Genomic DNA, 24085 nt, shown 5'->3' with positions numbered 1-24085 from the left:
TCGGCCTTCCTCGATCCGGACGCCCCGCACGGTCAGGGCGGCGGCTGCCGAGCGCGTACACCAGGCGGTCGTACGGGAGGCCGCGGCCGTCGTCCGTGGTGACCAGGCGGGCCTCGGGGGTCACCCGCGCGTGCGGCGCCGGCCGCAGGGCGGCCATCGGCCCCGCACAGCCCGCGCCCAGCACCAGGACCTCGTGCATACGAATCTGTTCCAGCCCTCGGCGAGCGGCCCCGATATCGGATAAAATCATTCAAAGTCGATCAAATAGGACTCCATGCAGCGATGACAACGGGGCCCGCATCTCCGCCGGGCCACCGGGACGGATGCCTATGAACAGCGGGTACGAGGGATCGGAAGAATTCGGTCCGGACCCCCTCGGAGACTTTCTCGCACGCTTCCTCGGCGTCGGACCGGCCGGGCAGCGCCCCGGCTCCCGGCACGTCGACTTCGGCCGCCTGATGAGCGAGCCCGCGCGACAGCTCGTCTCCTCCGCGGCCTCGTACGCCGCCGACCGCGGATCCACCGACCTCGACACGGAACACCTGCTCCGCGCGGCGCTCACCGCCGAGCCGACCCGCACCATGGTCGTCCGGGCCGGGGCCGACCCCGAAGCCCTCGTCGCCGAGATCGACCGGCAGACGGGGGAGGGGCCGCCGCGCGGCTCGGTCGCGGTCACGCCCGCCGTCAAGCGCGCGCTGCTCGACGCCCACGAGATCGCCCGGTCCTCCGGCTCCTCGTACATCGGCCCCGAGCACGTACTGATAGCGCTCGCCGCCAACCACGACTCCACGGCCGGGCAGCTGCTGCACGCGGCCCGGTTCGAGCCACGCCCCGGCCCGCCCGGCGGCCTCGCGGCGGCCCCCGGCGCCGCCGAACCCCGCCCAGGACCCAACCGGCGGGAGACCCCCAACCTGGACAAGTTCGGCCGCGACCTGACCGAGATGGCCCGTGAGGGCCGGATCGACCCGGTGATCGGGCGCGACGAGGAGATCGAGCAGACCATCGAGGTGCTGGCCCGCCGGGGCAAGAACAACCCCGTCCTCATCGGCGAGGCCGGCGTGGGCAAGACCGCCGTCGTCGAGGGGCTGGCCCAGCGCATCGCCGAGGCCGACGTCCCCGACATCCTGCTCGCCCGGCGCGTCCTGCAGCTCGACTTCGCGGGCGTCGTGGCCGGCACCCGCTACCGCGGCGACTTCGAGGAGCGGCTGACCGGCATCATCGACGAGATCCGCGCCCACTCCGAGGAACTGATCGTCTTCATCGACGAGCTGCACACCGTCGTGGGCACCGGCGGCTCCGAAGGCGGCCCGATGGACGCCAGCAACATCCTCAAGCCCGCCCTGGCCCGCGGCGAACTGCATGTCATCGGCGCCAGTACCCTCCAGGAGTACCGCCGCAACATCGAGAAGGACGCGGCCCTCGCCCGCCGCTTCCAGCCGATCATGGTGCCCGAGCCCGTCCCCTCCGACGCGCTGGAGATCCTGCGCGGGCTGCGCGACCGCTACGAGGCCCACCACCAGGTCCGCTACACCGACCAGGCGCTGCTGGCGGCCGTCGAGCTCTCCGACCGCTATCTCACCGACCGCTTCCTGCCCGACAAGGCCATCGACCTGATGGACCAGGCCGGCGCCCGCGTACGGCTGCGCTCCAGCACCAGGGGCACCGACATCCGGGCGCTGGAACGCGAGGTCGAGCAGCTCACCCGGGACAAGGACCAGGCCGTCGCCGCCGAGCAGTACGAGCGGGCCACCTCGCTGCGCGACCGGATCGGCGAGCTGAGCCGGCGCATCGAGGAGGGCTCCGGCAAACAGCACCCGGCCAGCCGGGTCGCCGAGGTCACCGTCGAGGACATCGCCGATATCGTCTCCCGGCAGACCGGCATCCCCGTCAGCAGCCTCACCCAGGAGGAGCGGGACCGCCTGCTCGGCCTCGAGGAGCATCTGCACAAGCGGGTGATCGGCCAGGAGGAGGCCGTCTCCGCCGTCGCAGACTCCGTACTGCGCTCCCGCGCCGGACTCGCCGACCCCAACCGCCCCATCGGCAGCTTCCTGTTCCTCGGCCCCACCGGCGTCGGCAAGACCGAACTGGCCCGCGCCCTGGCCGAAGCGCTCTTCGGCAGCGAGGACCGCATGGTCCGCCTGGACATGAGCGAATACCAGGAGAAGCACACCGTCAGCCGGCTGATCGGCGCCCCGCCCGGATACGTCGGTCACGAGGAGGCCGGGCAGCTCACCGAGGCGGTGCGCCGGCAGCCGTACTCGCTGCTGCTCCTGGACGAGGTCGAAAAGGGCCACGCCGACGTCTTCAACATCCTTCTGCAGGTGCTCGACGACGGACGGCTCACCGACGCCCAGGGCCGCACCATCGACTTCAAGAACACCGTCATCGTCATGACCAGCAACCTCGGCTCCGAGGAGATCGCCGGGCGCGGCGCGGTCATGGGCTTCGGCGGTGGCGCGGAAGCCGACGAGGACGCGCGCCGCGAGCGGGTGCTGCGCCCGCTGCGCGAGCACTTCCGGCCCGAATTCCTCAACCGTATCGACGAGATCGTCATCTTCCGGCGGCTCGCCGACGAACAGCTGCGGCAGATCACCGATGTGCTCCTGGAGGAGACCCGGCGCCGGCTGCGCGCCCAGGACGTGCCCGTCGACTTCACCCCCGCCGCCGTCGACTGGCTGGCCCACCACGGCTACCAGCCCGAGTACGGCGCCCGGCCGCTGCGCCGGACCATCCAGCGGGAAGTCGACAACCCGCTGTCCCGGATGCTGCTCAACGGCAAGCTCCAGCCGCACAGCCATGTGGAAGTCGATGTGGAGGAAGGGAAGCTGACCTTCCGCAAGGAGCAGAACCCCACCACCGCACTCGGCTGACAACGGTCTTGTGAACACTGGTTGCCGAGCTCGCGAGCGGGCGCGATAGCGTGTACAAGCCAACGGGGACAGCACCGCCCCTGGCACTTGGATTCCGCTCGCCCGCACGCACGAGGAGCCCACTTGACCAGCCCGGAACAGCGCATGGCCGACCTGCTCAAGACCTTCGGAGATCCGGCGGCGTGCACCGCCCATCTGCTGTGCGACCGGCACCCGGCCGACGCCGTCGCCTTCACGGTGGTCGGCGCCGACCTGGGCGGGCACGACATGACCTACGGCGAACTCCGCGAGTCCTCCGCGCGGATGGCGAGCGCCCTGGCGGCCCTCGGGGTGGGCCCCGGCGACCGGGTCGCCACCCTGATGAGCAAGTCCGCCGAACTCCTCGTCGCGACACTCGCGATCTGGCGGATCGGCGCCGTCCAGGTGCCCCTGTTCACGGCGTTCGCGCCCCCGGCCATCGCCCTGCGGGTCACCGGCAACGGCACCAAGGTCGTGATCACGGACGCCGGGCAGCGCCCCAAGCTGGTCGCGGGCCCCGACCTCCCCAGCGACCAGCCGTGGCGGATCGTCACCACCGGGCCCACCGAGGAAGGCGACCTGTCGTTCGCCGAGCTGCTCGCGGGACACCCGCCACTGGACGAGGCGGCCGTCCTCGGCGGGGACGCCACCATCGTGGAGCTGTTCACCTCCGGCACCTCAGGACCGCCCAAGGCCGTGCCCATCCCGCTGCGGGCCGTCGCGGGATTCGCCATGTACCAGGAGTTCGGCCTCGATCACCGGCCCACCGATGTGTTCTGGAACGCCGCCGACCCGGGCTGGGCCTACGGGCTGTACTACGCGGTCATCGCCCCGCTCGCCCTCGGCCTGCGCAGCCTGCTGTACAACAGCCTGTTCTCCGCCGAGGGGACCTGGGCGGTGCTGTCCCGCTTCAACGTCACCAACTTCACCGCGGGCCCCACCGTCTACCGCAAGCTGCGCGGCACACCCGCCCCCGACGGCGTGCGGCTGCGCTGCGCCTCCGCGGCCGGTGAGCCGCTGCCGGCCGACGTGGTCAGCTGGGCGGAGCGGACACTCGGCATCCCGGTGCGCGACCACTACGGCTCCACCGAACTGGGCATGGCCATCGCCAACGCCTGGCACCCCGCGCTGCGCACCGACCTCAAGCCCGGCTCCATGGGGCGGCCGCTGCCCGGCTGGAGCGTGACTGTCCTGCGCGAGGACACCAATTCCGCCGTCGCCGAGAGCGATATGCCCGGCCGGGTGGCGATGGACATCACCAAGAGCCCGCTGATGTGGTTCGAGGGCTACCGCGACGCCCCGGAGCGCACCGCGGAGAAGTTCAGCCCCGACGGACGCTGGTTCTACTCCGGCGACACCGCCTCCCGGGACGAGGACGACCACCTGTTCTTCTCCGGGCGCAGCGACGATGTGATCCTGATGGCCGGCTACCGCATCGGCCCGTTCGAGGTGGAGAGCGTGCTGCTGGAACACGAGGCGGTGGCGGAGGCGGCCGCGGTCGGCGTTCCCCACGAGGAACACGGCGAGGTGATGGAGGCATTCGTGGTGCTGCGCGCGGGGGCGTCGTCGCCTTCGGACCCCGACGCCCTCGCCGCCGAGCTCCAGCAGCTGGTCAAGGACCGGTTGGCCAAGCACGCCTACCCGCGGCGCGTGCACTTCGTCACCGAGCTGCCCAAGACGTCGAGCGGCAAGACCCAGCGTTTCCTGCTGCGCCCGCGGCAGGTCAGCTCCCGCACTCGCTGAGCCGGGCCCGGGGCGGCCTGCGCTCGGCTATCGTGAGCGGTTACGCGGTGGGCAGGGTGACACGCGGCCCGGGGGGCACCTCCCAGCGGTGGCTGGGGGAGAACCGAGCCCTGGAAAGAGCAGCCGAGGGGATTAGGCCTACGTGAACGAGGCAGCTGAGGCAACCGGCGCGGGCAAGGCGGGCAAGCGGGCGGCGGAGTCCACCGCGGGCAGGGACGTGTCCACGGTCAGGGACGTCGCCAAGCGCGCCGGGGTGTCCGCGTCCACCGTCTCCCGCGTCATGGGCGGCACCTACCCGGTGGCCGCGGCCACCCGGGCCAGGGTGGTCAAGGCGATGCGCGAACTGGACTACGTGGTCAACGCGCATGCCCGCGCGCTCGGCGGGTCCACCAACAAGACGGTGGCGTTCGTCGTGGACGATGTGACCGGCCCCTTCTACGCGCATATCGCGCGCGGCGTGGAGGAGCAGGCGTCCGCCGAGGGGCGGCTGTGCATGCTGTGCACCACGCACGGCGATCCGCAGCGCGTCCTCGACGTGGTGGAGATGATGCGCGAGCAGCGGGCCGACGCGGTGATCGTGGTCGGCGGCGCCTGGGAGGACAAGGCCTACCAGGACCGTATGGCCCACTTCGCGCACGCCCTGGACCGGGTGGGCTCGCGTCTTGTGCTGGTCGGCAGGCCGCCGCTGGGCGAGGGCGTACCGGCCACCGTCGTGGACTACGACAACGAGGCCGGCGCCTTCGCGATGACCACCCACCTGCTCAGCGCCGGACACCGGCGCATCGCGTATCTGGCCCGGGTCCCGGGCCTGTCCACCAGCACCCAACGCATCAGCGGCTTCACCCGGGCCCATGAGCTGATGGGCCTGCGTCCGGACCCGGCCCTGATCCTGGACGGAAACTTCACCCGCGCCCACGGCTATCGCGCGGCCCGGGAGCTGCTGGCCTCCGGGGCCGAGTTCAGCGCGGTGTTCGCGGGCACCGACATGGTGGCGGCCGGGGCGCTGCAGGCGCTGCGCGAGGGCGGCCTACGGGTGCCCGAGGACGTCTCGGTGGCCGGGTACGACGACATTCCGGTGGCGATCGACGTCTACCCGGCGCTGACCACCGTGCACGTACCGCATGAGGAGCTGGGCCGCACCGCCGTGCGGCTGGCCCTGCACCGCGAGGAGCTGCCCGAGAGCCAGCACCAGGTGCTCGGCACGCATATCGTCATCCGCGCGTCGACCAGGGCCCCCGGCCGGGCCCCCGGCCGTCCCCCGGAAAACCGCTAGAAAACGGTCTCTGCCGACGGCTTTCACGCGCAGTGCTCGTCGGCGGAGGCTATCGAAAATTTTCGCGTCTGGTAGCGACGGAAGACGGCGCGGTGCGGCACGCCCATGATGGACACCGGTTTCCTTGGGCTCCCCCAAGTTTCCTTGGGTTCCCCCACCGCACGCCTTCTTGGAGCGACCACCATGGCGCAGAGCCGGCCGAGGTTCCTCGTCTACACCCGCACGACCGCCTACCGGCACGATTCCATACCCGAGGGCGTCCGCGCCTTCCATGAGCTCGGCGCCGAGCATGGCTTCGACGTGGAGGCGACGGAGGACCCGCGGGCCTTCGAGCGCGGCCTCGACCGCTTCGCGGCCGTGGTGTTCCTGTCCACCAGCGGTGATGTGCTCACCCCCGAGGGACGGGAGGCGCTGCGGTCTTTCCTGCGGGGCGGCGGCGGGTTCATGGGCGTGCACGCCGCAGCGTGTACCGAGTACGGCTGGCCGTACTACGGCGAGCTGCTCCGGGCCCGTTTCGACCGCCACCCCGCACTGCAGCCGGGCGTCCTCACCATTGAGGACCGGGACCACCCGGCGACCGGCCATCTGGGCGCCACCTGGGCGTTCACCGACGAGTGGTACGACTTCCGGGCCAGTCCGCGCGGTGCGGTGCGGGTGCTGGCCGCCGCCGACGAGACCTCGTACGAGGGCGGGGGGATGGGGGCCGACCATCCGCTCGTCTGGTGTCATGAGCACGACGGAGCGCGGGTCTTCTACACCGCGCTCGGACACACCTGTGAGGCGTACGACGATCCCGCCTTCCGGGCCCACCTCCTCGGCGGGCTCCGCCATGTGGCGCGATCACAGCACTGACCACATCCCGCACCACCCCCACACCCCCCCACGACCACCCCCCCCACGACCACCCCCCCACGATGGGAGTGACTTCTCGATGAGCCGCGAGAACACACATAAGCTCAGCCGCCGCGGAGTGCTGAAGGCCGCCGGAGGGCTCGCCCTCGCGGGCGCCGCCGGCGGCATCACCACCGCCGTCACCGCGGGCTCCGCCGGCGCCGCCCCGGCCACCTTCACCCACCCGGGCATGCTGCACGCCTACGGCGAGCTCAACCGGGCCAAGGTACGGGTGGCCGCTGGGAACGACCCGTGGCTGTCCGGCTGGAACCGGCTGATCGCCAACTCGCACGCCCAGTCGGGCTGGAAGGCCAACCCGCAGGCCACCATCATCCGCGGCGGCACCGGCGAGAACTACGGCATCCTCTACAACGACATCCACGCCGCCTACCAGAACGCCCTGCGCTGGAAGATCGCCGGAACCACCGCCCACGGCGACACCGCCCGCGACATCCTCAACGCCTGGTCCGCCACGCTCACCACGGTCACCGGAAACGCCGACCGGTTCCTGGCCGCCGGGATCTACGGCTACCAGTTCGCCAACGCCGCCGAGCTGATGCGGGGTTACTCCGGCTTCGACCTCGACCGGTTCAAGAGGATGATGCTGGGCGTCTTCTACCCGCTGAACAACCAGTTCCTCACCGGTCACAACGACGCCTGCATCACCAACTACTGGGCCAACTGGGACCTGTGCAACATGAACTCGATCCTGGCCATCGGCATCCTGTGCGATGACGGGGCCAAGTACGACCAGGCCGTGAACTACTTCAAGAACGGCGCGGGGAACGGCTCCATCAAGCACGCCGTCCCGTTCCTGTACGACAGCCAGGGCCTCGCCCAGTGGCAGGAGTCCGGCCGTGACCAGGGCCACACCATGATGGGCATGGGCCAGATGGGCGCCTTCTGCGAGATGGCCTGGTCCCAGGGCGAGGACCTGTACGGCTACGACAGCAACCGCTTCATGAAGGCCGCCCAGTACGTCGCCAAGTACAACCTCGGCCAGGACGTCCCCTTCACCACCTACACCTGGGGCACCGGCCAGAACTGCGCCCAGCAGTCCCACACCGTGATCTCCTCCGCGAGCCGCGGCCAGCTCCGGCCGGTGTGGGACATCCTGCACTACCACTACGCCAGGCGCCGGGGCCTGTCCGTGCCCTACATCACGGCCATGGCGGAGAAGGTCCGCCCCGAGGGCGGCGGTGGAGACTACGGCTCCACGAGCGGTGGCTTCGACCAGCTGGGCTTCGGAACCCTGCTGTACGCCAAGTAGGCCTTGTAGAGCGGTACGACGGTCTTCGTTCGACGCCGGTCATCCTGAGGCCCCGCAGTTGTTGCAGCTCCAACCGCCGCTGGGCCCCTGGATGACCGGCGCTCCGCACTGACTGCAGTTCACAACGGCCCCCCTGTCTCACCTTTTACCCATGAAGACGCCGTAACTCTGTCTCAGGCTGCTCGCATTTCAGGCGGAGAACGAAAGGGCGCCGTTCTCGCGGCTCGGCGGGAGGCTCTGCTCGGCCCAGATGACCTTGCCATGCGGGGTCTGCCGGGTGCCCCAGCGCTGGGTGAGCTGGGCGACGAGCAGCAGTCCGCGCCCGCCCTCGTCGAAGCTGCGGGCCCGGCGCATATGCGGGGCGGTGCTGCTGGCGTCGGAGACCTCGCAGATCAGCCCGGCGTCATGGATCAGCCGCAGCTGGATGGGGCCGCTGGCATGGCGGATGGCGTTGGTGACCAGCTCGCTCACCACGAGCTCGGTGGTGAAGATCGCCTCCTCAAGACCCCAGGCCGTCAGCTGCCGGGAGGTCCAGCGGCGCGCCTCGGCGACGGTCGCCGCGGTGGCCGGTACATCCCGGGTGGCCACGCTGGCCGCGTCCAGGGTGCGGGTCCGGGCGATCAGCAGGGCGATGTCGTCACTGCCCCGTTCCGGGGTGAGGACGTCCAGTACGGACTGGCACATCTGTTCGGCCGACTCGCCGGGCTCGGTCAGTGCCCGGCACAGCAGCGCCAGCCCCTCGTCGGGGTCGCGGGCGGCGGACCGCAGCAGCCCGTCCGTGTACAGCACGAGCGTGCTGTCCTCCGGGAGCTCCAGATCGACGGTCTCGAACGGCAGGCCCCCCACGCCCAGCGGCGGCCCCGGGGGCACCCGCGGCAGCGTGACCACCCCGCCGGGGGTGACCACGACGGGCGCGGGGTGGCCGGCGCTGGCGAAGGAGGCCGTGCGGGTGATCGGGTCGTACACCCCGTACAGGCAGGTGGCGCCCAGCTCGCCGGTGCTCTCCTTCCGCTCCTCGGCCACGAGATCGCCCGTCTGGTGACTCAGCTCGGTCTCGCCGGTAGGCGGCTCGGACTCGCCGGTACGGGGCTCGGTCCCGCCGGTGTGGAATTCCTCCTCGTCCAGGCGGAGCACCAGATCGTCCAGGTGGGTGAGCAGCTCGTCCGGGGGCAGACCGATATCGGCGAGCGTACGAACCGCCGTCCGCAGCCGCCCCATGGTCGCCACGGCGTGCACCCCGTGCCCCACGACATCGCCCACGACCAGAGCGATCCGGGCCCCCGAGAGCCTGATGACGTCGAACCAGTCGCCCCCGACCCCCGCCGCGGTGCGCGCCGGAAGGTAGCGGGAGGCGATCGACGCGGCCATCTGCCGCATCCCCGTGCGCGGCAGCATGCTGCGCTGGATGGCCAGCGAGACGGCGCGCTCACGCGTGTAGCGGCGGGCGTTGTCCACGCACACCGCGGCCCGCGCCGTGATCTCCTCGGCCAGCAGCAGATCGTCGTCGTCGAACGGATCCCGCGTCCGGTGGCGGTAGAACATCGCGACCCCCAGCGTGGTGCCCCGGGCGATCAGCGGCACCGCCATCACCGAGTGGATCCCGTACCGGTGCACCGACTCGCCACGGCGGGGGACCTCCCGGGTCCAGCGCCGGATCTCCTCGTCCCGGGTCGAGTGCCGCACACCGCGGCCGGCCGCCAGGGCCTTGGCGGGAGGTGAGTACTCCGGCCAGGAATCAGCGCCTCCGGCCTCCAGCGACGCCTCCGGGCAGCCCTCCAGGACGGACTGCTGCGCGATACGGCGGAAGTCCACGGCGCGGCTGGCCGGGCTCACCATCGGCTCCTGCCCGTGGTAGATCGCGTCCAGCAGATCGACGGTGACGAGGTCGGCGAACCGGTCGACCGCCACATCCGCCAGCTCCTGCGCCGTCCGGGTCACGTCCAAGGTGGTGCCGATCCGGGCGCTGGCCTCGTTGACGATCGTCAGCCGGCGCCGGGCCCGGTGCTGCTCGGTGTAGTCGAAAACCACCGCCGACAGGCCGCGCACCACGCCCATCGCGTCCTTCACGGGGATCAGATAGACGGCCCAGGCGGGCTTGCTCGGCTCATCCGACAGGGGGTCGAAGCCCTCGTGGCGGATCGCCTCTCCGGTGCGGATGACCTGCTCCTGGAGCCGGTCGATCTCCTGGACGATGGGCCGGGAGTCCATCTCGCGCAGGCGCAGCCCGCGCATCTGAGCCACCGACTGGCCCATGAGATGGGTCATGGCCACGTTCGCGCCCACCAGCCGCGCCCGGGTGTTGTAGACCGCCACGGGAATCGGCATCTGGGCCAGCGTCCAGTTCTCCAGCAGCCGCTCCTCCTCGGACAGCTCCTCCTCGGGCCACCCCGGGGCGCCGGGCTCCGGGCCGGGCCGGCCCGCCCGGGCCTCAGCTGCCGCGCCCGCCACCACGAGCCAGCGCATCCCGCCGCGGGCGTCGGTCAGCGGATGTGCCTGGACCGCCAGCTGTACGCGGTGCCCGCCCCGGTGTCTGGCCTTGATCGGACCGCTCCAGCCGTCGCCCGGCTGTGCGCGCAGATACCTGCGGGCCGAGGCGGGGAGCTCCCCGGCGAGGAGGTCGAGCACCGGATGGCCCAGCATGTCGCCGGGCTGATACCCGAGCAGCCGCGCCGCATCGGGCCCCCAGGCCGTTATGTACCCGCGGGCATCGACCTCGATCGCCGCCGAGAGCGGCGCGGCCTGCTGATGCCCGAACTCCTCGGCCCTGCCGTGGGACCTCGCGGAATCTTGCTTGCGCATCGGCATCTGCCTCGCCGGGCCGTATCCGAATGCCCGGGCTCGGGGCCCGGACGCCACGGCCCCTCTCCAGGATCATCCCCGGGCCCGGGTCCGCTCAATCGGCCCCGGCCCGTGGTCCGGGCCGGGATCTGCGGACAGTGGTCCGGACCGGGATCCGCCCGCGACGGCTCGGCTGTCGGGGGACGGCTCAGCTGTCCGGGACGGCTCAGCTGTGCGGGAGGGCGCCCCGCTCGGCGGTGCGCAGCGCCAGCTCGGCCAGCGCCTCGGGGGCGCCGGCCTGGCCGCGTATCCCCGGAAAGGCGTTGATGTCCACGATCAGCGGCGCCCCGCCGCCCGCGTCGATCACATCCACGCCGTACACCAGCAGTCCGAAAACCGAGCCGACCCGCAGTGCCAGCCGCGCCCAGCCGTCCGGCAGGTCCCCGGGCGCCGGCGACCGCGCCGGGCCGCGGTCGGGGTCCGCCAGCTCCGACCGGCGTACGGCCGCGAAGACCCGGCCCTCGATCACCCACAGCTTGTGGTCCCAGCCGCTGTTCTCGGTGAACGGCTGCACCACCACCGGCTCGCCCGACCAGACGGCGCCAAGGGCGCGCAGCCCGGCGGCGTCGTCGACCCGGGCCACCAGATCGTGCCGTCGGCTGTGCCGGCTCTTGATCACCACCGGATACGCGAGCTCTTCGCCGCCGAGCCGGGCGAGGGCCGGTACGGTCCGGGTGCGCGCGAAGGGCAGCCCGGCCCGGAGCGCCAGATCGGCCATCGCCGTCCGGTCCTGGCACAGCTCGGTCGGCCCCACCGCGTTCAGCACCGGAGCGCCACGCTCTTCGAGATAGCGGGCCAGACCGAGCGCGCGCGGCATGTGCGCCTTCAGCAGATAGACATCGGCGAGCGTCCCGAAGGAGTCCGGATCCTCCGGTGCGCCGTCCCAGCCACCCGGATCCACCGCCTCCACCCGGTGCCGGGGCGTCAGCAGCGCGGTCGTGGCGGCCAGCAGCGGGTGCTCGGGCTCCGGGGTGATCAGACCGATCCTCATCGGCTCTCGCCGGTGCCCGCGGGGACCTGTTCCGCCACCCGCGCCCGCTGCCAGGCGGGCGCCACGGCCGTTGCTCCCGCTGTGGCCCCCGCTCCGTTCGGGCCCCGGCGGGCCAGCTCCAGGACGGCCTGTCCCACCCGCGCCGCCGCGTCCGGCACCTGACGGAAGCTCGGGAAGTCGTTCACATCGACGATCACCGGGCCGTCCGGGCCCAGCAGCACATCCACGCCGTACAGATCCAGGCCGTAGACCGCCCCGGCCTCGGCGACGATCCGGCCCACCTCGGCGGACAGCGCCACCCGCCGCTCGCGCACCGGCTCCCCGGGGTGCAGCGGCGAGCTCCGCTCGGTCGCGTACAGCTCGCCGCCCACACAGTAGACCTTGAGATCGACCCCGGAGTTGGCCACATAGGGCTGGGCTATCAGCATCCCTTCCCCCGCCAGCTCCGCCCGCAGCCCGGCCAGCCGGTCGGGGGAGGACACCAGCCGCACCGCCCGCCCCGAGCTGCCGTCTGCGGGCTTGACCACCAGCGGGAACTCCGCCTCCGGTATCTCCGCCAGCGACTCGGGCCGGGCCGCCGCGTAGGTCCGCGGCATCGGCAGCCCCCGGGCGGTGCCGATCGCCGCCGCCAGCACCTTGTCCCGCACCCCGCGGATCGACCGGGCGTCATTGACCGTCGTCAGCCCCACGGCCGCCGCGGCCTCGAGCAACGTCAGGCCCGGGCCCCCGGAGACGGTTTTGAGCACCCAGGCGTCATGGCTGCCCGCCCCGACCGCCTCCGACACACTCACCAAGGAGCTTCCCGGCCACACCACATCCACCCGGTGTCCCCAGGCGGTGAGCTGTCGGATCACCTCCAACGGCATGCCGTCGTAGCGGTAGTGCTCCTCCACCAGAAAGCAGAGCCTCATGGACCTTCCCTGTCACGCCGGACGTTCGCCGACCCGTCCGGCGCGCCATAACGTCTCAGCATGTCATGGCGCGCCGGAGCACTCGCGGGCGGGAACGGAACCGGCTGTGCGTCAGGAGACGATGTCCTTGCGGCTGAACCCGCGGAAGGCCAGCGCGATCAGCACAACGGCGTAGGCGACGGACACCGACACGCCCTGCACCATGCCGCTCCACTCCGCATGCGGCTGAAGCGCGTCGAGCCAGGCGAACTGCCAGTGTGCGGGAAGGAAGTCGCGCCAGGAGCCGAGCGCGGTGACCGCGTCCAGGACATTGCCCACGATGGTCAGCCCGACCGCCCCGCCCACCGCGCCCAGCGGGGCGTCGGTGACGGTGGAGAGCCAGAACGCCAGTGCCGCGGTGACCAGTTGGGACAGGAAGATATACGCCACCACGATGGCGAGCCGGCCCAGCGCCTCACCCGTGGCCAGCGACCCGCCCGTGGGGAGCCGCAGCGGCTCCCAGCCGTACGCCACCGTCCCCACCACCAGCGCCACCAGTGGCAGCAGGACGATCGCGGCCGCGCTGAACCCGAGCGCCACGGCGAGCTTACTCAGCAGCAGCCGGGTCCTGGGCACGGGCGCGGCCAGCAGATAGCGCAGCGAGGACCAGTTGGCCTCGGCCGCGACGGTGTCCCCGCAGAACAGCGCCACCGGCACGACCAGCAGGAAGGCGGCCGAGACAAACAGCGCCGTCGCGGTGAAGTTGGCCCCGGAAGCCGTCGCGGTGACCATGAGGGTGGTCCGGTTCTCGCGCCCTTCCGGGGTGCCGCCCAGCGCGAAGGCCGCGACGAGCACGAGCGGCAGCGCGGCCAGCACCGTCGCCATCACCATGGTCCGGCGCCGGCGCAGCTGCCGGACCGCCTCGACCCGCAGGGGCAGTGTACGGCCCGGCCGGTGGCCGGGCGCTGCCTCCATCACAGTACTCATGACGCCCCTCCGATCAGGGTCAAGAACGCATCCTCCAGGCGCCGGTTGGGCCCGAAACTGGTCACCGGGATCTCCAACCGCATCAGCTCCGTGAGCAGCTGCGCGGGGCCGGTGCCGTCGAGGTGCACCAGCAGCCCGTCGCCGGTTCGCGCCGCGGAGGCGACCCCCGGCAGCGCGTCCACCTTCTCCACCAGGGCGTCGCTCAGCTCGCCCTCGTGGCCGACGAGCAGACTGCTGCCGGTGCCGGCGATCTCCTCGACCGGGCCCGCCTCGACGAGCCGGCCGCGGTCCATGACCACCAGATGGGTGCAGGACTGCTCGACCTCCGCGAGCAGATGGCTGGAGACGATCACGGTGCGGCCTTCCGCCGCGTACCGGATCATCACCTCGCGCATCTCGCGGATCTGCGGTGGGTCGAGCCCGTTGGTCGGCTCGTCCAGGATCAGCAGATCCGGCAGGCCCAGCATGGCCTGGGCGATGGCCAGCCGCTGGCGCATGCCCTGGGAGTACGTGCGCACCGCGCGCTCCAGCGCGTCGCCGAGCCCCGCGATCTCCAGCGCCTCGTCCAGATGGGCGTCCTCGGCCGGGCGGCCGGTGGCCCGCCAGTACAGCTCCAGGTTGGCCCGGCCGGTCAGATGCGGCAGAAAACCCGCCCCTTCGACGAAGGCACCCACGCGGGACAGCACCGAGGCGCCGGGCCTGATGGCGTGTCCGAACACGCGGATCTCACCGCTGTCGGGGGCGATCAGCCCCATCAGCATCCGCAACGTGGTGGTCTTGCCCGCGCCGTTGGGCCCGAGCAGCCCGAGGACCTGTCCCTTCTCCACGGTGAACGAGAGGTCCTTGACCGCGTACCGGTCGACCGACTTCGCGTACCGCTTGCTCAGCCCGGTGATCCGCAGCGGCACCTCGGCCAGCTCGGGGTCGGGCGCCGGGGCGGCCGTGCGCCGCCTGCCCGTCAGCAGCAGGGCCGCCGCCACCACGGCGGCCACCAGCGGCAGCCCCCACACCCACCAGGGCAGCGGGGCGGACTGGGTACGTACGTCCGGCGCGGTGGGGACCGTCAGGCCGCCGTCCGCGAGGGAGACGGTGTATGTGGCGGGCTGGGCGGGCGAGGCGTAGCCGAGGTCGGTCGCGGCCAGCACCAGCCGCAGCCGGTGGCCCGCCTCCACCTCGTGGTCGACGGCGGGCAGCCGCAGCTCGACGGTCCGGCCCCGCTCGGCGCCGGTGACCCGCACGGGGGAGACCAGCTGTGAGGGCAGCACCTGCCTCCCGTCGGGCCCCACGTCGTACACCTTCGCGAACAGCACCGCGTCGGGCGCGTCCGCCTTCATCCGCACCTTGACCGTGGGCGAGCCGGTGATGCGCAGCGACTGGCGCAGCGGCGCCGAGTCGAAACGGGCGTACTGCCCGGGGAAGTCGAGTGAGACCCCGACGCCCAGGGACGAGGCCTGGGAGAGACCCGCGATCCCGGGCACCGAGGAGACGCCCGACGGTCCGCCGCCGGGCGGGTTGGCGAACGACTGCTCGCCGCCGCTCAGCCGCACGCTCCGCCCGTGGCCGGTGAGCCCCGGATAGCTGTCGCCCGTCGCACCGCGCAGCAGGGCGGCGCCGTCGGTGGAGTCGAACCCGCCGGTGCGGGTGATGCGGAAGGTCGGCCCGGTGTCGGCGCCCTTGTCGCCCTTGAGATAGCGGTCGAACCACGCCCGGGTACGGGACGTGACGCGGTTGGTCTCCAGATCGCCCCCGTCGTGCCCGCCCGCGAGCCAGTCGACGGCGACCGGCGCCCCGTTGGCCTTGATGGCCTTGGCCATCGCGTCCGACTGGTCGAGCGGGAAGAGCGAGTCGGTCTGGCCCTGGAGGATCAGCGTCGGGACCTTGATCTGGTCGGCCACGGCGGACGGGCTGCGCGCCTCCAGCATCTTGCGGGCGGCGTCGTCCGGCTTGCCGGACACGGCGACCCGCTCGTACATCGCGCACAGCCGCGCCTCGAACCGGCCGCAGCCCTGGCCGCTCCGGTCCTTCTGGCCTCCTTGATTCCGCTGCTGGACTCCCTGGGTTCCCCGGCCTCCCTGGTTTTCCTGGTCTTCTTGGCCTCCGGGCGCCTGGTCGGCGGTGGGGTCTGCCGAGCCGGTGGTGAAGAAGATGCCGGTCCACAGGCTCTTGAAGACACCCTTGGGGAAGAGCGAGTCGGCCAGGTTCCAGTAGGTGATGGCCGGGGCGATGGCGTCGACGCGGCGGTCGTACCCGGCGGCGAGCAGCGAGGCCGCCCCGCCGTACGAGGCGCCCGCCACCCCCACCCGGGGATCGCCGGCCGCGTCGAGCCGTACCTCGGGCCGCTTGGCCAGCCAGTCGATCAGCCGCCGGACATCGGCCCCCTCATGGGCCGGGTCGTTCAGCCCGATCTTCCCCGTGGATGAGCCGAAGCCGCGCGCCGACCAGGTCAGTACGGCGTATCCGTCGCGGGCCAGCTCCTCGGCCTGTGACCGCAGATCGTCCTTGCTGCCCCCGAAGCCATGGGCGAGCAGCACCGCGGGCCTGCGGCCGGAGCCCGAGGTGTAGTACGAGGTGTCGATGCGGGCACCCGGCATGTCCAGCACCCGGTCCTCGCGGTGGACGGACGGGGGGTCGTCGGAGGCGACGGCCGCCCAGGTGCCCGCACCCGCGAGCACGGCGACCGCGGCTGCCGCCGACACCACCAGCCGTCGGCCGCGCAGCCGGGCTCTTCGCAGAATCATGTCTGCACCCTAAGCGGGCCTCGGGGGCAGGGCCGCTGACACCGGGTGGATTCCGGGCCCCTCCCCGGGGAGTACGCTGCCCGTTTTGGGTACGCCTCACGTGGTACGGCGCGGTGCCCCGGCAGACGGTGCGAAAGTGGTCCGCGGGACCCGCGGGCCACCCCGTTCAAACCAGCCGTGGCCAGGGGCTTTTGTCGGTGCCCGGCAGTAGAATGGAGGGGTCAAGAACAAGGGTCCCCGACCTCCTTTGGAGGAAGCCGATGGCCGCTGCCGCCACACCTCTTCCGGACCTGCCGAGCTATGCGACCCTCCCGACAAAACGAGTGCCCGCCGGACGTCCGCGCGAGTGGTACGAGACCCACCACCGCCGGCTGAAGGCCATGCGCCTGGCCATCGCCCTGCTCAACTCCGGGGTGTACCGCCCCGAGCAGGCGCCCAACCGCAAGATACGCACCACCGCAGCCCGGATCGGGGTGCGCCCGCCCTCCAACACCACCTGCCGCATGGTGCGGTCCCTCATCCGCTACGAGCAGCGCTGACGCCGCGCCCGCTCGGTTGAGGCATCTCGGATCAGGTCGTCAGTCGCGCCGGGCGATCACCCGGTAGGCGTTGGACAGCCGGCGCCGGCCGGCCAGCGGCCTGATCAGGAAGTGGTCCAGCGCGGCGGTCACCAGCAGGGCGGGGACGCCCGCGAGCACGATCGCCGTGCGCAGCAGCCGCCGGGCCCGCCCCGGCGGCTGCGCCAGCCAGGGCTGGTCCTCGGGCGGGGCGACGGCGTTGAGCAGCAGCCACACCGCGCCGAGCAGATCGACCGGGTCGTGCGGCCGGGCGTGTTCCTCGGCGACGACGGTGAAGCCGAGCCCGGACAGCTCCTTGCGCAGATTGGCCACGGGCACGAAGTGGAGATGCTGTGGCTGAAGCCACGGCAGCCACCAGCGGCCCAGCAGCCGGGAGAAGCGGCTCTCCGGGTCGGGCACATCGATCAGCAGATGCCCGCCCGGGCGCAGCGCCCGCCGCGCCGCGCGCAGCTCGCCGCGGGGGTCCGTACTGTGCTCCAGATAGTGGAACATGCTCACCACGTCGTACCCGTCGGCCAGTTCCGTCACCCGCTCGACGAAGCCGCCCCGGATGCCCCGCGTCACCCGGCCCGCCCGCTCGGCCAGCTCCACTCCGGCGCTCATATCGAGACCGTCGAAGAGGGTGCCGGGGAAGACCGCGCGGGCCGCCTCGCAGAAATGGCCGTGGCCGGTGCCGACGTCCAGCCAGTTCCCCGGGGCCTCGGCGAAGGGGCGCAGCGACTCCGCACGCCTGATGTACGTCTTCGGCCGCCCGGCGAAGAGACCGCTCATGTCCTTCTCGCCCAGGCCGTCGTAGAAGTCCCGGTAGTAGAACTCCAGGCCCTCGCCGCTCAGCCGCGGATTCTGGAACACATGGCCGCAGCCCCGGCACCGGTCCAGCCGGAAGCCGCCCGGCTTGTGCTGGAAGAGGTCGGTGGTGCGCAGCCGCTCTTCCAGCTGGGCCGAGCCGCACCACGGGCAGTCGGCCCGGCGCGGTTCGAAGAACCGCTCGGTGCCGCGCGCGAGATCGTCCGCGTAGCGCGGGCGCAGCGCGGCGACGGCCGCGGCGCGGTCGCCTTTCTTCGAGGCTCGGTTCGGTTCCGGTGCGCTCAAGCCGGTGTCGACAGGTTCGCGCCCCTTCGGCTCTCCTTCAGCTACCGCCGGACGTTGCTCCTGGCCGGGGCCGGGGCCGGGGCCGGGGCCGGACGCGGTGGGTGGTTCGACGCCGCTGGTCATCTCTCCTCCAATGAGGGCTGCGAAGGTGGCCGGGTGGTGGCGGCCTGCGCTGCCAGCCGTTCGAGGTGGCCGGCGGCCGCGGCGGCGCCGCCGGCCGCGCGGAAGGACGCCCCGATCCGCTCGGCCGCCGCCCGATGCCCCGGCTCGTACAGCACGGCGTCCAGGGCCTCGCCAAGACCGGCCGCCGTGACCCGGCCGAACCGCACCCGTATGCCCGCCCCCGCGGCCACCACCTGCCCGGCGACCACGGGCTGGTCGTCGCGGATGGGCGCCACGACCAGCGGTACGCCGTGCCACAGCGCCTCGCACACGGTGTTGTGCCCGGCGTGGCACACGACGGCCGCGACCCGCGCCAGCAGCGGTAGCTGTGGGACCCCGCGCACCACCAGCACATCGTCGTCCAGCGGCGCGCCGGGCGCGGTGTCCAGCGCGCCCGCGGGGTCGACGAGCACCGTCTGGACGCGGCCGGCGCGGGCGCGCGCGGCTTCCCGGCAGACGGCGAGGAAGCGTGCTCCGGCGTCGGCGTTGACGGTGCCCAAGGTGACCAGGACGGCCGGCCGCGCCGGGTCGAGCCAATGCCAGGGGAAGTCGGGCGCGGCGGGGCGGGCGGCGATCGACGGGCCCACGAAACGGATCCGCTCCGCGGCCCGCACGGGCCGGCCCGCCAGCTCCTCGGTGGTGAAGGCCAGCACCAGACGCGGAGAGAAGCGGGGATCCGCTGTCCCGCCCGGATCGCCGATCCGGGCGCGCAACCCCTCCAGCAGCCCCTCCAGCCAGGCACCGATCCGCGGCATGCCGTCCAGCGCCCCGGTGAACTCCGCCGAGGTGGTGGCCGAGGTGGCCCACCGTACGCCCAGCCGCTCGGCGACCAGACCACCGGCGACTGCCTGCTGGTCGGCGACCACCACATCCGGCCGGAACTCCTCGACCGCCGCCCGTACGCCCGGGGCCATCGCCTCCGCGAGCGGCACCAAGAAGCGCTCCCACAGGAACTTGAACGCGCCGGGGCCCCGCGCGTCCGCGGGGCGTACGGCGCTGATGTCGCCCGCGCCGAGCGCGGGCACCGCGCAGCGGAAGACCACCGCCCCGTCCCCGGCCGGCCGCCCCAGCACCTCCGGCGTCCCGGCCCAGGCCACCCGGTGGCCGCGGGCGGCGAGTTCGGCCCCGACGCCGAGGGTGGGGTTGATGTGTCCGACGAGCGGCGGCACGACGAACAGGAAGCGGCGTCCGGAGGCGGCGACGCCTCTCATAAGGCCGCCTCCGCTTCGGCGAAAACCGCCTCCGGAGGCAGCCCACCCGGATCGCCGATCCAGCCCAGGACATGGCGGAGCACCAGGGCGGGCACCTCGACGAGGACCGAGTGCTCATGGCCCGGCACGACAACCGTCCGGCCGCACGGCAGTAGCGACTCCAGCCAAGGCGCCTGGGCGGCCATGTCCGAATCTGCGCCGTAGAGGGCGAGAACCGGACTGCGTACGGAGCGGATCCGGCCCTCGCCAAGCACCGCGCTCGACGGTATGTCCTCGGCGATGGTGGTGGTGCGCACCAGCCGGGCCGCCGATTTGGCCAGCCGGGCGGTGTGCCCGCCGTGGTGGGCGTCGATCCAGGCCAGGGCGTCGGCCTCGTGCTCCGACAGCTGGGTCGCGGTGTAGCCGAGGAGCTTTTCGAGCTTCGCCGCCCACGCGGGGGTGGCCGGTTCGGACTCGATCAGCGAGAGACCGGCCACCCGCTCCGGGTGCCGGACCGCGTACTGGAACGCGACCGTCCCGCCGAAGCAGTTGCCGACCAGGTGCACCGGGCCGTGGATGCCCAGCCGGTCGAGCAGCCGCTCCAGGTCCCCGACGAAGGCATCCAGCCGGTAGCCGTGCGCCGGGCGCTCGCTGCGCCCGTGGCCCCGCTGGTCGTACATGACCACGTCGACCCCGGCCGCGGCGAGCCCGGGGGCCACGGTGAAGTAGTAGGCGGCCAGGCTGTCGGTGAGCAGGCCGTGCAGCAGCACGGCGGTGGGGGCCGCGGACCCGGCCCGGCCGGGGCCGAGCCGCTGCACATGGAGCCTGACGCCGTCCGGTCCGCCGGTGTGGACCATGGCCATCGGTCAGCTCCCCCCGGCGGCCTTCAGGCAGCCCACGACGTACTCGACGAGGCGCCCCACAGTGAGGTCGATGATCTCGTCGAGCTCCAGCCCGGCCACGAACTCGGCGAAGTTGACGTGCCGTCCGTACCGGGCCTGCAGAATTCCCGCCAGGGTGACCAGGTCGATGCTCTCCAGCTCCAGGTCCTCCATGAACCGGCTGTCCGCGGCGATCTCGATGTCGTCGAGGCCGTACTCGTCGAGCATCTTCCGGAGCATTCCGGCGATGTCCGCGAGGACGGTCTCCTCGTCGTCCGCCACGGGCGCCGCGGCGGTCTGCTTGGCGGTACTCACTGGTCGGTCTCCTCACTCGTCGTCCGCCGGGCCGGTGGTCCAGGCCACGACGTAGTCCCTGCTGGGCAACCCGGGAGGGTTGGCCGTACGCGCGCAGTGCACCCGGTAGCGGCGCGGCCGCCCGGCGGCCGTGGCCACTTGGAGCAGGAGCCGCCGGGGGTCCTCCGGGTCGAGCACGGTGACGTCCGGCCCGTGGCCCCCGCCCTCGACGCCCTCGGCCCTGGCCACCGCCTCCTTCGCCGCGCGGAGGGCCGCGGTCTCCTGTGCGGTGGTGTCCAGTCCGGTGATCTCCTCGATATGGATGCCGGGGCCCGGCCCCGGGTCCTCGCGGTCGCGGTCCGGCGCGCGCGGCACCACCAGGGCCACCCCGGCCTCGGCCCGGCCGGCCAGTGCGACGTCCAGCCCTGGCAGCGTCCGGCCGTGCGCCCCGAGGACGTACGGGCGGCCGCGCGCGTCCTCGCACACCTGGATCTCGGCCGGGAAGACCGGCCCCTCCCCACGCGCCCAAAGCCACTGCCGCACCGCGTCCTTGGCCGCGATCCGGCCCAGCAGCCACTGCCTCCGGCCGCGCGGGGCCTGCCGCTCGTACGCCCTGCGCTCGGCGCCGGCCAGGTGGTTGCGCATGATCAGGTCGCGCGACGCCAGATCGGGCCAGCGCTCGTGGAGCAGCGCCCAGCCGCCGGGCTGCGGCTGGGAGAGCGCGCTCCGTTCGGGGAAGCGCTCGACCGGCCGGGTGCTCGGGTGGTTGTCGAAACGGCGGTCCTGCCAGCCGTCGATCTGGGCCCACACCTGCCCGCCGATGAGCAGCTGGACATCCGCCTCGAGCGTGGTGTCGGTCAGCGAGCCGACCCTGATCACGCACTCCACCGTGGTGCCGGGGAGCGGCTGCGGTCCGAAGAGGCGGATGTGCCGCATGCCGACGGGGAAGACCACGGTCCGCTCGGTACGGGTGGCCATGAGCCAGTAGCCGAGGAGCTGGCCGACATTGTCCAGCAGGGCGCCGGGCGCGGTCGGCGTGGTGATCGTGCCGCGCACCCGCGCCGCACCGATCGCGGTGATCTCGCTGACTCCCTGGAACGCCGGGCCGTGGAACATCCAGCGCCTGCTGTACAGCTCGGCCGCGGTATGGGCGGGGGCCTCCTCGGCGGCCGGGTCGGCGGGCCAGGGGGCGGGGCGGGGGTACGGGAAGCGGGGCGCGAGCTCCACCGTGCCCTGGGCGCTGCGGCCGAAGTCCACGGCCGGGCGGTCCGGGCCGTCGGGCGACGGCGTCACGGTGATGGGCACCTCGACGGGCGGCGCGGCGGTCACCCACCGGCCGAACCGCGCACCGTGCACCGCGACCGCCCGCCGCCCGGGGGCCGTCCGCTCCGCCGCGTCCATGAGGTGCCCGACGATCGTGGTCGCCGGAACGACAGGCCACCGGTCCGACTCGTCGGGCCAGCCGGGCCGTTGCCGGAAGAAGCAGTGGTCGCGCAGGTAGGGCATGGTGTCCGTGGACACCCGCAGCACGGTGCGCCAGGTCGTCGGCGCGGGTGCGGCGGCCTTGGGGACTGACGGGACTGACGGGACTGACGGGGCTGGCAGGACTGGCGAGGCCGACGGGACTGGCGGGGCCGACGGTCCGCCCGCGTGGCCCGAGACGGTGATCAGCTCAGCGGCGGCCCCGGCCGTCTCCCGCAGCAGCGCGCCGAGTTCCGCGGCCACCGGAAACCGCCCCGCCACCGCGTCCAGCGCGGACACGGCGTCGGCCCGGAGGTCGGGAATGTCGGCGCTGGGGGAGACGGCGGCGCCGGACGCCAACGCGCCGCGCAGCCCCGGGAGGTGGCGCTCGTCCAGGGAGATCAGCGCGCCGCCGAGGTCGAGCCGTACCGGCTTCGGCGAGACAGCGGAAGGCGCGGTGGCGGGGCGCGGCAGGGACGGGTCCACCCGCGCCCCGTCCACCCACAGGGCGGTGGCCACCCGGCGCAGCTGGGCGACGCCGTCGCGGTGCGGCGAGTCGGCGGCCACCGCGAGATGTTCCGCCCCCTGGAGCGTGTCACCGATGAGCGAGGCCAGCTGCCCCGGGCCGACCTGTACAAACGCCCGGAAGCCCGCCTCGTACAGCGCCTTCGTCAACAGCCGGAAACGGACCGGCTCGAGCAGATGGCGTACGAACAGCTCCCGTACCCCGGCCGCGTCGGGCGGATACGGCGCCGCGGTCGTCCCCGACCAGATGGGCACGCGCGGCGGAAACAGCTCGAACCGCTCCGCGGCGGCTCTGATCGGCCCCAGATACGGCGCCAGCATCGGGGTGTGGAAGCCCGACTGGAACGGAAGGACGTGCCCGATCACCCCCTCGCCACGCAACTGCCGTACGAACGCCTCGACGTCGGCCCGCGGCCCGCACACCATCGACTGGCTCGGCGCGTTGTCGTGGGAGAGTACGACTCGGCCACCCGCGCCCTCCGCGAGCGCTGCCAGCACCCGCTCGGCGGGGGCGCCCAGTACGCCGAAGGCCAGCCCGGGCACGCGCAGTGCGTCGGGGTCGAACGAGCCGAGGAATTCGTCGACCGCGGCGCCGGAGTACAGCCCGGCCGACACCATCGCGGTCCATTCGCCGACGCTGTGCCCGGCGACCGCGTCCGGCACCACCCCCATCCGCCGCAACGCGCGGTCCAGCAGACGGCCGACGGCGAAGACACCGACACCGTGGCGGCCGATGTCGCCGACCGGGGCGTGGCCGTCGACCGCCCCGACGGTGGCGGGGGAGAGCCCGAAATACTCGGCGACGCCGTCCACGCGCGGCGCGAACTCGGCCTCCAGGCCGGGGAAGACGAAGACCACCCGGCCCGGCTCACCCGCCGCCGCGGGCTCGCTCAGCAGCGGATCGGGCGTGAACCACACGTCGTTGCGCCCACGCCACGAGGCCTTCTTCGCCACCACGCGGCGCGCCAGCGCCAGCCGCTTGGCGGTCGGCCCGACGATGCCGAGCCTGACCCGGCCCGAGGCGGGGACGGCGGCGGTGGCGGTGGCCCGCAGCGCTGCGTCATCCTCGTCCGCCAGCAACGCGGCCAGCCGCTCCGGCGTCTCGGCCGCCACCGCGAGTACCCGCTCCACCTCGGTGACCTGGGCTTTGGGTGTGGCATCGCGCGCGGGGGCGGCGTGAGCCACCGCCCCGGATGCGGCGGGCGCCACGGTGCCGGGCGCAGCAGTGGATGTCGCCGCGGTGGGTGTCGCCGCGCGGCCGGTGGAATCGGGCACGCGGACACCCGGCCTGGCGGCCACCACCGGGTAGTCGGCCGAGATTTCGGTGCGGGGGGCGGCGGGGGGGGGGGGGGGGCCGGCGCCGTGGTGGGGGGGCCGGGGGCCCCCCCCCCGG

At 72.9% G+C, this 24085-nt stretch carries 16 protein-coding genes; 6 read left to right on the top strand and 10 right to left on the bottom strand.

All coding sequences use genetic code 11. From position 1 onward, the window contains the following. Positions 1-329 precede the first annotated feature (329 nt). From ACWDSL_RS31975 to ACWDSL_RS31955, 5 genes are all read left to right on the top strand, one after another. Positions 330-2870, top strand: a complete 2541-nt coding sequence (locus ACWDSL_RS31975; RefSeq protein ID WP_450491392.1) for an ATP-dependent Clp protease ATP-binding subunit — start codon at positions 330-332, stop codon at positions 2868-2870. Positions 2871-2993: 123 nt separating this feature from the next. Continuing rightward, positions 2994-4631 carry an AMP-binding protein gene (locus tag ACWDSL_RS31970; RefSeq protein WP_450491390.1) on the top strand — a complete coding sequence of 546 codons (1638 nt, stop codon included), beginning with the start codon at positions 2994-2996 and terminating at the stop codon, positions 4629-4631. A 217-nt stretch (positions 4632-4848) separates the two neighbouring features. Further along, complete coding sequence (locus tag ACWDSL_RS31965) at positions 4849-5904, top strand: LacI family DNA-binding transcriptional regulator (protein WP_450491400.1); 1056 nt, start codon at positions 4849-4851, stop codon at positions 5902-5904. Between the two features lie 183 nt (positions 5905-6087). After that, on the top strand, positions 6088-6756 hold the full coding sequence (locus tag ACWDSL_RS31960) for a ThuA domain-containing protein (protein WP_450491389.1): 669 nt from the start codon (positions 6088-6090) through the stop codon (positions 6754-6756). Between the two features lie 79 nt (positions 6757-6835). Beyond that, the gene (locus ACWDSL_RS31955; RefSeq protein WP_450491387.1) at positions 6836-8065 is read left to right on the top strand and encodes an alginate lyase family protein; all 1230 of its coding nucleotides are present in this window, start codon (positions 6836-6838) and stop codon (positions 8063-8065) included. 189 nt (positions 8066-8254) lie between these two features. Here the strand turns inward: ACWDSL_RS31955 and ACWDSL_RS31950 are convergent, their stop codons facing one another. From ACWDSL_RS31950 to ACWDSL_RS31930, 5 genes are all read right to left on the bottom strand, one after another. Continuing rightward, entirely contained in the window at positions 8255-10864 is a 2610-nt protein-coding gene (locus ACWDSL_RS31950) for a SpoIIE family protein phosphatase (protein ID WP_450491385.1), read from the bottom strand. 205 nt (positions 10865-11069) lie between these two features. Continuing rightward, positions 11070-11894, bottom strand: coding sequence for an ATP-grasp domain-containing protein (locus ACWDSL_RS31945; RefSeq protein ID WP_450491383.1), 825 nt, complete (start codon positions 11892-11894; stop codon positions 11070-11072). Then, the gene (locus ACWDSL_RS31940; RefSeq protein ID WP_450491381.1) at positions 11891-12805 is read right to left on the bottom strand and encodes an ATP-grasp domain-containing protein; all 915 of its coding nucleotides are present in this window, start codon (positions 12803-12805) and stop codon (positions 11891-11893) included. The genes ACWDSL_RS31945 and ACWDSL_RS31940 overlap by 4 nt, the downstream gene beginning before the upstream one ends. A 111-nt stretch (positions 12806-12916) precedes the next feature. Beyond that, positions 12917-13771: an ABC transporter permease gene (locus tag ACWDSL_RS31935; RefSeq protein ID WP_450491379.1), complete on the bottom strand. Its 855-nt coding sequence runs from the start codon at positions 13769-13771 to the stop codon at positions 12917-12919. Continuing rightward, positions 13768-16509, bottom strand: coding sequence for a CocE/NonD family hydrolase (locus ACWDSL_RS31930; protein WP_450491377.1), 2742 nt, complete (start codon positions 16507-16509; stop codon positions 13768-13770). Before ACWDSL_RS31930 ends, ACWDSL_RS31935 begins: the two co-directional genes overlap by 4 nt. A gap of 260 nt (positions 16510-16769) precedes the next feature. On the opposite strand from ACWDSL_RS31930, the gene ACWDSL_RS31925 reads away from it, so the two are divergent. Continuing rightward, a complete protein-coding gene (locus ACWDSL_RS31925) occupies positions 16770-17048 on the top strand; it encodes a hypothetical protein (RefSeq protein WP_089505484.1) in 279 nt (92 codons plus the stop codon). 39 nt (positions 17049-17087) lie between these two features. Here the strand turns inward: ACWDSL_RS31925 and ACWDSL_RS31920 are convergent, their stop codons facing one another. From ACWDSL_RS31920 to ACWDSL_RS31900, 5 genes are all read right to left on the bottom strand, one after another. Continuing rightward, complete coding sequence (locus tag ACWDSL_RS31920; protein ID WP_450491375.1) at positions 17088-18302, bottom strand: class I SAM-dependent methyltransferase; 1215 nt, start codon at positions 18300-18302, stop codon at positions 17088-17090. After that, entirely contained in the window at positions 18299-19552 is a 1254-nt protein-coding gene (locus ACWDSL_RS31915) for a glycosyltransferase (RefSeq protein WP_450491373.1), read from the bottom strand. The genes ACWDSL_RS31920 and ACWDSL_RS31915 overlap by 4 nt, the downstream gene beginning before the upstream one ends. Further along, positions 19549-20394: an alpha/beta fold hydrolase gene (locus tag ACWDSL_RS31910; RefSeq protein ID WP_450491371.1), complete on the bottom strand. Its 846-nt coding sequence runs from the start codon at positions 20392-20394 to the stop codon at positions 19549-19551. Before ACWDSL_RS31910 ends, ACWDSL_RS31915 begins: the two co-directional genes overlap by 4 nt. A 3-nt stretch (positions 20395-20397) precedes the next feature. Next, complete coding sequence (locus ACWDSL_RS31905; RefSeq protein WP_179284970.1) at positions 20398-20727, bottom strand: acyl carrier protein; 330 nt, start codon at positions 20725-20727, stop codon at positions 20398-20400. Between the two features lie 12 nt (positions 20728-20739). Beyond that, positions 20740-24085 (bottom strand): acyltransferase domain-containing protein (locus ACWDSL_RS31900; RefSeq protein WP_450491369.1); only part of this gene is annotated, 3346 nt, incomplete at its 5' end.

The organism is Streptomyces sp. NPDC000941 (assembly GCF_053599555.1).
The sequence above is the reverse complement of the archived record's forward strand: the minus strand, read 5'-3'. Positions and strand labels throughout refer to the sequence as shown.